Here is a 14,307-nt window from a genome sequence, read left to right on the forward strand (position 1 = left end):
CGATGGAACGCCGCTGCGTTGCGGGTTTCGCGCGCGCCGGTCAAGATTTCCGGTCGCCCTCTCACCGCATGTTCTTGATCTGCGGGGTTTGAAATGTCGCTTGCTTCGTGTGGCCACCGGGTCCGGGTCATCGCCGGACTCCTCGCTCTTTGTGTCGGTCTTGGTCTTCCGTTCGGACACGTCGCCTTCCCCCAGACGGAAGAGAGCGACGAGGAAGCCTCGCGGCAGGCCAAGGTCATCGAGCGTTTTCTTGTCGTCCTGGAGAAGAACCCGCGGCGCGGGACGGCGCTCGACAAGGTCTACGGGTATCACATTGAGACCGGATCGATCGACGCGCTCGTCCAGCGGTACGCCGACCAGACGACGAAGAACCCGCAGGATGGGATCGCGTGGATGATCCGCGGCCTCATCGAAGCCCAGCGGGGCCGCGACGCGATGGCGGTCGAGAGCTTTACGAAAGCGGCGGAGCTGCTTCCCGCGAACGCGATGGCGTCCTACTACCTTGGGCAGAGCCTGGTCCTCGTCGGCCAGCCGGACAAGGCGGTCGAGGCCTTCGAGGCCGCGATCGCCCGCAAGCCGGTTCAGGCGGACTCGCTCGAGATCTTCCAGGCCCTCGGCCGCGTGCACCAGCGGGCCCAGCGGACACAGGAGGCCCTCGCCTGCTGGACCCGTCTCGAAAAGCTCTTCCCGAATGATCCCCGCGTGCAGGAGCAGATCGCGGCCACGCTGGTCGAGGAAGGTCAGCCGGCGCTCGCCCTCCCGCGCTACGAATCCCTGATCGGGATGACGAAGGACGATTACCGAAAGTCGTCCTACCGGATCGAGGCGGCTGAGCTGAAGGTCAAGCTGAACCGCTCGCAGGAAGCGATCGGCGATCTCGAGGCGCTCCTCGCCACGCTCAACCCGACGAGCTGGCTGCACCGCGACGTCCGGCGGCGGATCGACGAGATCTTTCTGCGCACGGACAACTACGACGGCCTCACGAAGTACTACGAAGCCTGGGTCGCCAAGAACCCGGAAGACGTCGACGCCATGGCCCGGCTCGCCCGAACGCTGGCCAAGCAGGCCCGCGTCCCTGAAGCCCAGGTCTGGCTCGACAAGGCGCTGAAGCTCGCGCCATCGCGGAAAGAGCTGCGGCTGGCGTTCATCGACCAGCTCGTCGACGACCAGCGGTATCCCGAGGCGATCGCCCAGTACCAGGAGCTCGACAAGACCGACCCCAACAACCCGGACCTGCTGCGGGACTGGGGAAAGCTGATCCTCCGCGACACGTCGCGGCCGAAGGAGCAGCGGAAGACCGAGGCCGAAACGGTCTGGCGGCGGCTGCTCGTCGCCCGGCCCAAGGACCCGCTCATCGCCACGCAGGTCGCCGACCTGTTCCGGCATTCCGAGATGCCCGATGCGGCGCTCGAGCTGTACCAGAAGGCGGTCGAACTCGCCCCCGAGCAGCCGCAGTACCGCGAGTACCTCGGCGAGTTCTACCACCAGCGGAAAGAGCCCGAGAAGGCGCTCGCCACGTGGCGGGTCATTGCGGAAGGGAAGAATCGCACGGCGGTCAATGTCGCCCGGCTGGCGGAAGTCCTGGCGTCGTTCGGCTATCTCAAAGACGCCCTCCCCGAGATCTCCGCCGCCTGCGAACTCGATCCCAAAGACTTTTCGCTGCAGATGAAATCGGTGGATCTGTTCGCCAAGGCGGACCAGCCGGTCGAGGCGCTCGCGGCCCTGACCCGCGCCGAAGCCCTCGCCCAGAACGAGGAAGAGCGAGAGAGCGTCCTCACCACGCAGATCCGGGTCTATGACCAGGACCGCTCGCTCCAGAAGCGGTCGGAAGAACTCGCGCAGGCGATCGCCGCCGGACAGGCGACGGCCCGCCAGCACTACCTGCTGGCCCGCTACCAGGAAGGGCTTCACGACCATGAAGAGGCGGCGCGGTCGATCGAAAAGGCCCTCGCCCTCGAACCGCAGTCCATCCCGCTCCTGGCGACCGCGGCCCGGCTCAGCGAGCAGGCGGGGAACCTCAAGGAGGCGGGGGACCTGAACCGCCGGCTGGCGACGGTCGACCGCCGGGGCCGGAGCGACTACCTCCGCCGCGTCGCGCAGCTGGAGATGCAGCTTGGACGGACCGACGAGGCGATCGCCGCGGGCCGGGACCTGCTCGCCTCCGCGCCGGGCAACACCGAGAACTACGAGTTCTTCGCCGGCCTCTGCTTCCGCCTCGGCCAGACCGACGAGGGACTGCAGACCCTCCGCCGCGCCGTACGGCTCAATCCGGGCGAGCCGCAGCTCCTGCTCGTCCTGGCCGGGGCTTTGGCGGAGCAGTTCCGGACCGATGAGGCGATCGAAATCTACTGGCAGGCGTTCGACAAGGGGCAGGCGCTGGACGACCGCCTGGCCGTCGTCCAGAAGCTGACCGACCAGTACCTCCAGTCCAACCGGTTCGACAAGGAGCTGGAACGTCTCGAACGCCAGCGGAGCGACGCGGACGACAAGCGGGAGACGACGATCTGCCTCGCCCAGGCCTACCAGGCCGCCGGGGACTACGGGATGGCCCGGCAGGAGCTCGAAAGCCTGCTGACCGACAACTCCCGCGACACGCAGCTCCTCCAGCAGCTCGCGAACCTCGCCGGGACCGAGAACGACCTGTCGGCGGCGGTGAAGTACCAGGAGCAGCTCGTCCGCCTCGCGCCGGGGCCGGAGACGGAGTACAAGCTCGCGACGCTCCTCTCGCAGAACGGCGCCGCCCAGGAGAGCAGCGCGATCCTGGTCCGGCTCGCTTCCAAGGAGGAAGACCCCGAGAAGCTGATGCGGAATATCGATTCGCTGCTCGGCAGCGAGCAGACCGAGACCGCCCTCCTGATCATCCAGGCCCGGCTGCGGGACGATCCCCGCAACTGGGAGCTGCTCTACCGCGAAGGGGCGGCCCTCTCGAAGACATCGCCGGCCGAAGCGGCCAAGCGGTTCGAAGCGATCCTGGCCCTCCCCAATGCCGACGAGGAGCTGACGCCAACCGCCAAGAACCAGGCGGCCAAAGCCGCCAAGGCAGCCGGCGGGGGGAGCGGTGGAGCCCCGTCGATCCAGACAGCGCTTCGGTCGCTCACCCGGACACAGGGCTCGTACGAACCGCTCGTCGTCGCGGGACTGCTCTCGCGCGAGAACTACGGTATGGCGCGGGCGTTCTGGGGGCCGTCTTCGTTCGGCGATGCCCGGTTGGGATCGATCGCCTGGATCTATCGCTTTGGACTCGATGCCGGAAAGTCGGCGGAGGTCCTGGAACGGTTCAATCGCCCTGTCGAAGCCGACGGCGTCAGCCCCCGGGCCTTGTGGGACGCGGCCTACCTGCAGTCGATCCTCGACTACGTCCAGTCGTCGTCGCGGGACCGGCTGCAGATGACGCCCCTCGTCCGGAAGCTGGCGCAGACGGGTGAGCTCGGGGGACACTATCGGCTGATCACGTCCCTGCAGTACCGGACGCGGGCCTATCGCGGTTCGCAGCAGGGACCGGAGCCCGAGCCGCTGTCGAAGGAGGACATGGATCTGGTCCTGCGATCGTTCACCGCCTGGCGGGAATGGTCGAGCCGGTTCTCCGACTCGGGCCTCTACACGTCGAACTTCACGCCGATGGTTCTCGAAGAACTGAAGCGGGCGGGAAGGACGGAAGAGGAACAGCGTCTCTTCCAGGAACTGCTCACCGGGCCGGAGTCCCCGGCGGCCCTGCAGGGCGCGCTGGCCATCCTGATCAGCCGCGAGAACGTCCCGGAGGCGCTGCAGGTCTTCGACCGGCTCGCGCGGCTCTCCCTGAAGCCGGGCAAGCCGAATCCGACGCAGCGGAGCACCGCCAGCCAGGCGGGCTACCAGCTGGCACAGCTCGTAGGGACCCTCGGCGCGGCCAAGAAGACGGATGAGGTCCTGGCGATCCTCGACCGGTACCTGGACTACAACCAGGAACGGTCCGCGATCGAGCGGGCCAAGCCCCGCCGCAGCGGCCAGCGGAGCACGCGGTCTCAGGGGTCGAACTACTACCAGATCTACAACGGCAAGTCGTCGAACCATGTGCAGGTCGCGTATCCGGTCCCGGGACCGTACTACGAGATGGACGCCCTGATGCTGCTGCGGAACGCGTTTGAGGTCTTCTCCCGGAACGACCTCCTGAGCGACCTGCAGAAGCACCTTGAAGAGCGGCTCGCCGCGGCGACGGAGAGCCAGCGGATCGACCGCCGGCTGGCGCTCGTGGCGTTCCATTCCTGGAACGACGACGCCGAAGGAGCCGTGCGGCACATCGCCGAGGCGTCGCGCCTCGCGCCGCAGGATTGGGAGCTGCGGACGGACGTCGCCCAGCTCCACGCCGCGTCGAACCGCTTCGAGGACGCGCTCGCCATTGTCGACGAGGTCGTTCCAGTCAATCAGGAGACGATGCGGGACCGGGAGTCGCTCGCCCTCGACTACGCGGTCCGGCTGGGGGACCTCGAGCGGGCCCGCACCGCCGCCGAGCGGCTCTTCGGCCTGCGGCTCGACGCCGGCACGCAGCTCCAGCTCGTCAGCCAGATGCGGCGGCTGGGCATGAACGAGCAGGCGGAGGCGGTCCTGAACCGCGTCCAGCGGCAGGCGGGGAGCAACCTGAGCTCGATGGCGACCCTGATGAGCATGCACCAGGCGCAGGGACAGGCGGACCTGGCGGTCCAGATCGCCCGGCAGATCCTCCGCCGGTCCCGCCCCTCGGGAACGAACACGTCATCGAGCCGGCGGATCTCCTCGGGAGGTGACGACGGCAACCGCAGCGCGGCGCTGCAGGTCCTCTCGGCCTCAGGAAAACTCAAGGAGCTGATCCAGTCGACGGAGGAGCAGCTCGCCCGCTCGCCGCAGTCGTCGCAGCTGCATCAGGCCCTGACGGAGTACTACCAGGCGGCCGGCGACAACGCCAAGGTCCTGGAGCTCCAGAGGAAGATCGTGGAGGCCCGGCCCGATGACGCCGTTCTCCGCTACCGGTTCGCCCAGCAGCTGCAGGGCTCCCAGAAGTTCTCCGAGGCGTGCGACGAGTTCCTCGCCGCGCTGAAGCTGCAGCCGCAGCTCCTTTCGAACGACTACTACGAAGTGACCCGCGCCTTCCAGTCGGCGAAGCGGCTCCCGGACCTGACGAAGTTCCTGGAAGGGATCGACCTCCGCCGGCTGGGCCAGTCCTACGTCGTCTCGAACCTGCTCCAGAACGCCATGAACAACAAGGAGCAGCGTCCCGCCGTGATGGCCCTCTTCAAGAAGGCCTGGGAGCAGTTCCCGGAACAGCGGCAGTACTTCATGACGTCGTTCTACAACGAAGAGGCCTGGGACTCCCCGGAGATCGTGGCCTACGGGAAGGAGATGCTGCTGCCGACCTCCGCCCTCACCAAGGGGAATCCGTGGTACGGCATCAACCAGGTCAACTCGTACGGCGGCAACGGCGAGACCTACACCGCGTTCCAGAACCTGGTCAAGATCGGCCTCAAGACAAACCAGCTCGAGGCGATCCGCGGGGAAGTCGCGGCGGCGGTTGAGAAGAACCCGGACTGGAAGGGGGGACCGCTCGTCCTGGCGGCGATCCAGGCCCGGTCGGGCCAGGTCGCGGAAGCCCGGACCGCCCTGGAGGCGTTCCTGAAGGACAAGAAGCCGGGAGAGGTCCCGCAGGCGGTCGGCTGGATCGTGGGGCAGGTCCTCGAGCCGGTCGAGGACCTCCGCGGCGAGACGATCCGCCTCTACGAGCTGGCCCTCGGCGGTGAGAACAACAGCGGGATGCGGGAGTTCCAGTATTCCCCCGGTCCGCGGCTGATCCAGATGTACATCGGGGCCAAGCGCCGCGACGACGCCAAGGCGCTCCTTGCCAAGTCGGCCAAGGGACAGAACTACGACAACTACGACGCCTCGTACGCCCTCTCGCAGAAGATGTCGGGGCTGTTCAGCATTGGCCAGCAGTACGAGCAGCTCGACTTCTCGATCGACGCCCTGCGGATGTACCGGGAGGCGCTGGAGCTCGGCGCGTCGGACAAGTCGAACCCGAACTACAACAATCGCGACTATTACACCCAGCAGACGACCAGCCGGCTGCAGGCCCTGATGGAGAAGCTGGCCAAGTCCAACGACCCGGCGCTCGTCGAGGCCCTGCTGCGCCCGCGGAACGAACCGGGGAAACCGGTCATCGACCTGATGCTCAGCCTGCAGAAGGACCGCAGCGGCTCGACGGACCTCGGCAGTCCCGTCGCGACCCTCCTGGCCGCCAAAGCCCTCGCGCCGGAGAATCTCCGCTCGGCGACGGCGGCGCTCGACGCTCTCCGGACCGAACACGCGGACGACTTCAGTCTGCGGATCACCGAAGTCCTGCTGGCCCTCCGCGGCGAGGATCCCGCCGCCGTCGACAAGCCGCTGGCCGAACTCGAGGCGCTCGTCGGCCGGACCCCGCTCGAACCGCTCCCCCCCGGAACGCGGGCCAACGCCCGTCAGCGGGAGGAGGCGGCGGGGCAGATGGACCTGTGGATCGTGGTCAAGGCGTGCGCGGCCCGGAAGGACCTGGCCGCCCGGCTCGATCCGCTGGCGACCCGCAGCGTCGAGGCGGCGCTCCGCCAGACCGCGCCCGACCACGCCCAGGCGATGCTTCACCAGCGGTCGATCCTGGCCCGCGACGCCGGCGACAAGGACCGGCTCGAAAAGTCGCTGACGATGCTCGTCGACTCGGCGGTCGTCCGTCCGGTCGTCAAGAAGTCCGCTTCGCCGCAGGCCTCGGCAGCCGGGATGCCTCCCCGCCCGCCGCGTCCCCCGGGGACGGTTCCGGGAGCGAAGCCCGGTGAGGTGAAACCCGCCGCAACGACGGCGCTGATTCCGCCGCTGACCCTCTCGCAGTTCCGCGTCGCCATGAACGCCGCCCAGCTCGCCGCTGACTCCGGACTCCCGGAGATTGCGCTGCGGGCCATCCGGGACTCCCTCGCCGGGGGACTGCCGGTCCCTGACGTCTCCCCCGCGACCAGCCGCACCCGGGGAGCCGCCGGGTTCGCGGTCTCCGCCCCCGCGCTCCTGGGAAGCGGCAACCCGTCTGGCTCGCTCGAAAGTCCCGAGATCCTCCAGGCGGTCGGAACGTCCCTCTCGCGGCTGTCTCAGACGTGGCGGCAGAAGAAGTACCCGCCGCAGGCGATGTACGACACGCTGTTCAAGATTGTCTTCCCGGCGCACCGCCCGGGGGACATCCTGCTCTACGAGCAGTCCCTCAATGACTGGACCCAGCCGCAGAACCTGGGGATCGAGCTGGCCCGCTGGGCCCGCGACGCGAAGACCGTCGAGCCGCTGCGGGAGGCGATCGCCGCCCGCCAGAGCGGCACGTCGGGCGTCGTCCCGGCCGCGGTCCTCGAGGTGGCGGTGGCGGTCGAGACGGCGGATTACGCCGCCGCCGTTGCTCCGCTGAAGGCCCTCCAGAAAGTCGCGACGCCGCAGACCGGACCCCGGCAGCAGGGGAGCACGCTCCTCTCGACCGCCTCGCACGCCGCTGCGCTCGCCTTCCCGCACGCGCCGCTGAAGGAGCATGCCCTGCCGATCGTCGACGCCGCGGCGCGGAGCCTGTCTTCGAACTCCTCTCTCCAGGCGCGGGGGCCGCTCCTGCTCCTCGTCGAGCATCACATCCGCACGGGAGACGGAGGCAAGGTCCAGCCGCTGATCGACGCGTTCCTCCAGGGCCGGCAGGCGTACTACGCCCAGTACAGCGGCGACTACGGCATCTATCAGCAGAAGCAGGAGCTGCGGCAGATTGTCACGTCCCTCGCGACCACCGGGGACGCACGGCTGACGCTCGACTACCTCGGTCGCTTTGAAGATGTTCCGGTGACGCGGAACTACGGCGACGTCACCCTCACGACGCCGATCCTGATTCTGGCCCGGCAACTGACCCGCCGCACTCCGCAGGAGCGGTACGAAACGTGGCGGGACTGGACCCTGCCGGCCGAGAAACGCCGCACCATCCGGTTCCTCGCGGAGTTCTCCGGAGGGGACATCACCCCCGCGGTCTTCCGGCCCGAGTCGCAGCGGGACCTGCCGCCGGCTCCCCCGATCGGACTCGTCTCCAACATCGGCCTCCTGATCGACGCCGCGCGGGAGAGCGGGCAGCTGGCGGAACTCCGCAAGCTGGTCGAACCGCTCGTCGCCGAGAAGCTCCCGCGGGCCGAGACCCTGCTGACGGCGATCCTCCTCGCCGAGGACTCTCCGGAAGCGGCCCCCTCGCTCGAAGCGGTCCTGGCGCGGGTCAACGACCGGATCAAGGGGACCACGACGACGCCCGCCACCCCGGCCAGTACGTCCAACAACGCGGCGGAGACCGCCGCCGCCAAGTCGGTCGCCGATCAGCGGTGGGATGAGTTTCTCCTTGTCGAGCGGGGCTTCGCTTCGCCGAAAAATCTCGCGATCGTTCGCCGCCTCGCGCCGCGGGTCGTGGAAGACCACCGCAAGGGGCAGGTCCGCAACCAGCTGCCGCACCTCTATCGGCTCCTCGCGCTCGACGCGATCCGGGACCTCTCCGAGGCCGACCGCGAAGCGGCCGTCCGGCCGGGCCTGGCCCACTGGATGACGGCCGGTCCCGCCGGCGGGATCGGGCAGGGGAGCGCGACCCCCTCTTGGTGGAGCGTCCACGACGACGCCCTCCTGCCGCTCTGCAACAGCGAGTTCGCCAGCGGCCTCTATTGGCGTTCTCCGCTGGAAGGGACGTTCGAGTTCTCGTTCGAGGCCGCTTCGGAGGAACTCGGAGAAGCGCAGTTCGGCTACGCGGGGCTCGTCTGTCAGCCGCAGCACTGGTCGAACCGCGTCTCCATCCAGCCCCACTCGCAGAACGAAGTCGTCCAGCGGGCCGCTCCGATCACCGCCGTCAACTGGGCGAACCGCTACCGGCTCCAGATCAGCCCGGAGAGGGTCCGCTACTTCGTCAACGAACACCTGGTCTACGAGGATTCCGAGCCGAGCCGCACGTCGCCGTGGCTCCTGCTGGGAGCTCTCGATCAGCGCCGCGCGGCGCTGCGGAACCTGCGGCTGACCGGCGAGCCGAAGGTCCCCCGCGAAGTCCGGCTGGTCGAGGGAAACCGCTTCGACGGGTGGTCCGCGCCGCAGGGGGAGAAGATCGAGCCCCGCCTCTCGCTCCGCGAGCCGCCGCCGAAGGTCGACCCGAACAATCCACGGGAGGTCGACACGCGGCCGGCCGACTGGTTTGCCGAAGAGGGGATCCTGCAGGCCCGCCTGGCGCCGAACGTCTCGAACTATCCAGGGGTCTGGCGGTCGCGGCTGATTTATCATCGCCCGCTCGTCAGCGGCGACACGGTCCGCTGCGAGTTCCTGTACCGCCCCGATCAGGTCGAGGTCTCTCCAACGCTCGGACCGGTCACGTTCCTGCTCCGGCCCGAAGGGATTCGAGTCCACTGGCTCAATACGAGCCCGTATTTCGATATCCCGGCGGACAACGTCCAAAACGAACCGGAGAACCGCCGCCGGGAAGGCCCGCTGCCCCTCCGGCCGGATGACTGGAATGCGCTGGAGCTTACGCTGAAGGACCGGACAGCCGAGATCCGGCTCAACGGAACGCTCGTTTACCAGCGGCCGATGGAGGCGGGGAACGACCTGCGGTTCGGCTTCTTCCGCGATCGGACGAAGCACGCCGTCCAGATCCGCAACGTCGTCCTGACCGGCGACTGGCCGAAGGAACTGGGCCCCGAGGTCCTCGGTAATCTTCTCGCGCGAGCCCACGGCGAGGAGTCCGCAGAACTGCGGCGGGCCCGCTCCGTGATGACGCGGGAAGAGAACTTCGTCGACGATCCCTATGGAGTCTGGAAGCTCGCGCAGGGGCTGCCGCCCGAAGAGCGGTTCGCGGTCCTGCGGGACTGGGTCCTGCCGGGCGCCGGGCACTCGACGTTCCGTCTTCAAGGAGCGTTCGTGCCGGTCGATTCGCGGACGCTCTCGCCCGCCGCGGCGAAAGCGGACGCCGCTGTCCGTGGGGGAGACTTTGTCGCTCCCGCGGCCGCCCTCGTCGCGACCGCCGCGGAACTCAATCGCCTGCCGGAGCTGGAACAGCTCCTGGAGAACATCGACGAGTCGGCGCCGCACCGCGGCCGGAACGTCGCGGCGCTCAAGACTCTCATCGGCCTCGCGCGGCAGGACTCCCTCGCGGCGGCGCAGAGCCTCAAGGTCGTGTTCGACGGCCTCAAGGCGCTCCCGGCCGACACCGCGGTCCTGCACCGGTCGCCGGAAGTTCTGGCGGCCCATGCCGCCCTTGGTGATCCCAACCTGCGGACGGCGGTCCTGCCGATCGCCGAGCTGATCGTGACACAGCAGCAGACGGCGGCGCTCGGCCAGGAGTGGGACAGGAAAGTCCGCTGGCTCCGGAGCCGCGCCCGCTGGCTGACGAGTGCCGAGACGGCCGCGCTGCCGATGCAGACGCGGCCCGACCGGGGCTCGCAGTGGGCCGTCGTCAGTTATCCCTCTCCCGAATTCCGCGGCCGGGGCTATCCCGCGGCGACCTGGCGGCTCGCGCCGGGACGGGCGGAGTTCCACACCGGGCAGGGGGACGACACGCTCCTCTTCCAGTCGCCGCTGACAGGGAACTTCGAAGTCAGCGCCCGGCGGACGACGAACGGCTGGCGGGAGATCTCGCTCGAGTACGCCGCCGTCGGAATCGACCTGTTCCACGACGGGAAATCGCTCCGGCGGAATCCGTTCAGCCGGGCCGGCTCGTCGATCGACCTCAAGGAGAAGATCGACCGCTGGGGAGCGGAGGTCGACTACGTCCTCCGGATCCAGGAGGGGAAGATGAAGGTCGAGGTGAACGGCAAACCGGTTCACGAGGAGCCGGTCCCCGTCGCGGCCGATCCCTGGCTGGCGATCCGCTCCTCCCAGCCGCAGCTCAATGGCGTCGTCTCGAACCTGCGGATCACCGGCTCGCCGACGATTCCGGAGGCGATCGATCTCTCGGTGGCCGACAACCTCGCCTCGTGGCGGCCGGACTACGGCGACACGATCGACGCCAAGGACGCGATCTGGCGGAAGGACAAGGCGGAGATCGTCGGCTCGGTCCTCGAGAACGCCCCCGGCAGCAAGCGAGAGAGCCTCCTCGTCTACCGCCGGCCGCTCGTCGAAGACGGGACGCTGGAGTACGACTTCTACTACGAGCCCGGGAAGACGGCGGTCTTCCCGGCCCTCGGCCGCGTGGCGGTCCTGTTCTCCGAAACCGGCGTCCGGACCCACGTCCTGACCGACGGCCCCTACGAACGGAGCGGGATCGAGCCGGGGAACGAGGCTCCGCTCGCCGGCGGCTTGGAGAAGCCGCCGCTCAAGTCGGCGGACTGGAACCACCTCTCGCTCGCGGTGAAGGGGGACGTTCTCGCGCTCACGCTCAACGGTGAGCGGCTGGGCGAGATCCCGATCGCCGCGGACAACTCGCGGCTCTTCGGCTTCTTCCGCTTCCGGGACGAGGCCGCCAGCCGGATCAAGAACGTCCGCTACCGCGGCGAGTGGCCGAAGGTCCTCCCGCCGGTCGCCGAGCAAACCCTCGCCGCGCCCGACGCGAAGGTGGCCAGGGAATGATCGTCGCCTCGGGGTCATGGTGATGCATGGCGGATTCGCCGGGAGATCGCTTCATGCCCTCTTCGGAGACGAAGCCAAAAATGGACTTGGCCCCTTGGACAGCCCCGGATCGGTCGGGTAGCGTTTGCCCCGGTTCGCTCTTCTTACGAACTCCTCTTCCTGAGACTCTTATGGCCGAAGCTGAGCTCCAGCACCTCCGGGAAGCCCTCGACGGTTTCCGCAGCGATTTCCGCCGCCTCCGGGACGAGGTCGGCAAGGTGATCGTCGGGCAGCTCGACATCCTCGACGACACGCTGATGGCGCTGATCGCCGGCGGGCATGTCCTCCTGGAAGGGGTCCCGGGCCTCGGGAAGACGCTCCTCGTCCGGACGCTCTCGGACTGCCTGCATCTCAAGTTCCAGCGGATCCAGTTTACGCCCGACCTCATGCCGGCGGATCTGATCGGCACAAACGTTGTCATGGAGACCTCCGCCGGCGGGAAGCGGTTCGAGTTTCAGCCCGGCCCGATCTTCGGCAACATCATTCTCGCCGACGAAATCAATCGCGCGACGCCGAAGACGCAGTCGGCGCTCCTCGAAGCGATGCAGGAGCACTCGGTGACGATCGCTGGGACGACGCACCGTCTCGGCGAGCCGTTCTTCGTCCTCGCCACGCAGAACCCGCTCGAAATGGAGGGGACCTATCCGCTCCCCGAAGCTCAGCTCGACCGGTTCTTCTGCAAGCTCCTCGTGAAATTCCCCTCGACCGCCGACATGGAGGCAATCCTCGACCGGACGACGGAGAAGAAGACGCAGCGGGCCGAGGCGGTCCTCTCGGGGGAGCGGATCGTCGAGATGTCCCGGCTCATCCGCGAGATCCCGATCTCGAACGAAGTCCGCCGCTACGGGATCGCCCTCGTGATGGCGACCCACCCCGAACACGAGTTGGCGGCCGACATCACGCGGAAGTACATCCGCTTCGGCTCGAGCCCCCGCGGCGCCCAGGCCCTGATCCTGGGAGCGAAGATCCGGGCGATCCTCGATAACCGCTACCACGTCGCCCGCGAAGACCTCCAGGCGGTGGCACCGGCCGTCCTGCGGCACCGCCTGATCCTGAACTTCGAAGGCCAGGCCGAAGGGGTGCCGACGGACGACGTAGTCGCCCAGATTGTCAAGAACGTGAAGGAGCCGGCCAAGGCGGCGTGAAGAAGACTTAAACACCAAGACACAAAGGTGGCACCAAGGGCACAAAGGATTTGGCGGGGGATGGGTGGATTTGTTCCGATTCCGGAGAGAACAGACGAAGTGGCGCGGGCGGTTGTTGATTGCGTATTTCGTATCCACTCGCGTCTTGGTCCTGGCCTGCTCGAGTCCGTTTACGAGGAATGCCTGTGCTACGAGCTCCGAAAACGAGGTCTCGCCTATTCACGGCAGCTGGAAGTGCCTGTCACCTATGAGGAGATCCGGATGGAAACCGGTTTCCGTCTAGACGTCCTCGTTGAGGATCTCGTCATCGTCGAGATCAAAGCCGTCGCGGAAATGCAGCCCGTCTTCGAAACCACGACTTTGACCTACCTCAAAATGACAGGCAAACGACTCGCTCTCCTGATCAACTTTCATGTCCCTTTCATCAAGGACGGAATCCGACGAATCATCCGCTGACACCCCTGCCTTGAATCCTTGGTGCCCTTGGTGCCACCTTTGTGCCTTGGTGTTTAACCCATGCCCCTCTTCGGCTCCGACTTCCTGAGTAAGCTCGAATATCTGTCGCTCGTGTCGCGGCGGATCTTTCGCGGTTCGCTGCTGGCCCAGCGGCGGACGATGCAGTTCGGGAGCGGGATCGAGTTCTCGGACCACCGGGAGTACGCCGCGGGGGACGACCTCCGGTACCTCGACTGGAACATCTACGCCCGGCACGGAGAGTTCCTGCTCAAGCGGTTTCAGGAGGAGCAGGACCTGCACGTCTACTTCCTGCTCGACTGCTCGCGGAGCATGGCCTACGGCGAGGGGGCGAAGTACGACCTGGCGCGGCAGCTCACGGCGGCGCTCGCCTACATCGCACTGGCCGACCTCGACCGGATCTCGGTGATCGCCTTCGCGGACAGGATCATCGACGACTTTCCGCTGACCCGCGGCAAGGCGCGAATTCTTTCGCTGCTCGAGTTCCTCGAAGACCTCTCTCCGCAGGGGGCCGACACCGACTTCGCGCGGGTCATGCGGGACTTCACGCGGCGGAAGCAGCGGTCGGGGCTCGCCGTCGTCCTGAGCGACCTCTTTGCGCCGAGCGGCTATGAGCAGGGGCTCGACCAGCTGCGGCACCGCCGCTACGAGCCGACGGTGATCCAGCTTCACGACCCCAAGGAGGCGAACCCCGACTTCCTGGGGGACGTCGAGCTCTATGACATCGAGAACGAATCGAGCCGGAAAGTGACCGTCACCGAGGCGAACCTCCGGGCTTACCGAAAACTCTTCGGCGACTTCCAGACGGGGGTCGCCCGTTACTGCCGCAACTACGGCATCGGCTGCACGCAGTCCGATACGCGGACGACGTTCGATGACCTCGTCCTGCGGATGATGCGGGCCGTCGGAACCGTGGGGTAAGAGGTTAAACACCAAGACACCAAGGAGGCACGAAGGGCACCAAGAAAAGAAGACACGATCCACCCAGGCCCGTTCGAGAGGCGATTGGCGTGCAGAAGCCACGCCTTGGTCCTTCTCCTCCTTTGTGGCCTTAGTGAATCCTTGGTGTCTTGGTGTTTAACCC

General features: G+C 67.5%; 4 protein-coding genes. All 4 read left to right on the plus strand.

Annotation, left to right across the window (positions count from 1 at the left end; all coding sequences use genetic code 11):
* Positions 1-93 precede the first annotated feature (93 nt).
* The 4 genes from VT03_RS14610 to VT03_RS14625 all read left to right on the plus strand — a co-directional run bounded on the left by VT03_RS14610 (position 94) and on the right by VT03_RS14625 (position 14,144).
* Positions 94-11,565: a DUF1583 domain-containing protein gene (locus tag VT03_RS14610; protein ID WP_075093652.1), complete on the plus strand. Its 11,472-nt coding sequence runs from the start codon at positions 94-96 to the stop codon at positions 11,563-11,565.
* Positions 11,566-11,735: 170 nt separating this feature from the next.
* A complete protein-coding gene (locus VT03_RS14615) occupies positions 11,736-12,749 on the plus strand; it encodes an AAA family ATPase (RefSeq protein WP_075093653.1) in 1,014 nt (337 codons plus the stop codon).
* Positions 12,750-12,809: 60 nt separating this feature from the next.
* Positions 12,810-13,205 (plus strand): GxxExxY protein, encoded by a 396-nt coding sequence (locus VT03_RS14620; protein WP_075093654.1) that lies wholly within the window; start codon positions 12,810-12,812, stop codon positions 13,203-13,205.
* Between the two features lie 60 nt (positions 13,206-13,265).
* Complete coding sequence (locus tag VT03_RS14625; RefSeq protein ID WP_075093655.1) at positions 13,266-14,144, plus strand: DUF58 domain-containing protein; 879 nt, start codon at positions 13,266-13,268, stop codon at positions 14,142-14,144.
* Positions 14,145-14,307 lie beyond the last annotated feature (163 nt).

Source organism: Planctomyces sp. SH-PL14, assembly GCF_001610835.1.
Lineage (GTDB): Bacteria > Planctomycetota > Planctomycetia > Planctomycetales > Planctomycetaceae > Planctomyces_A.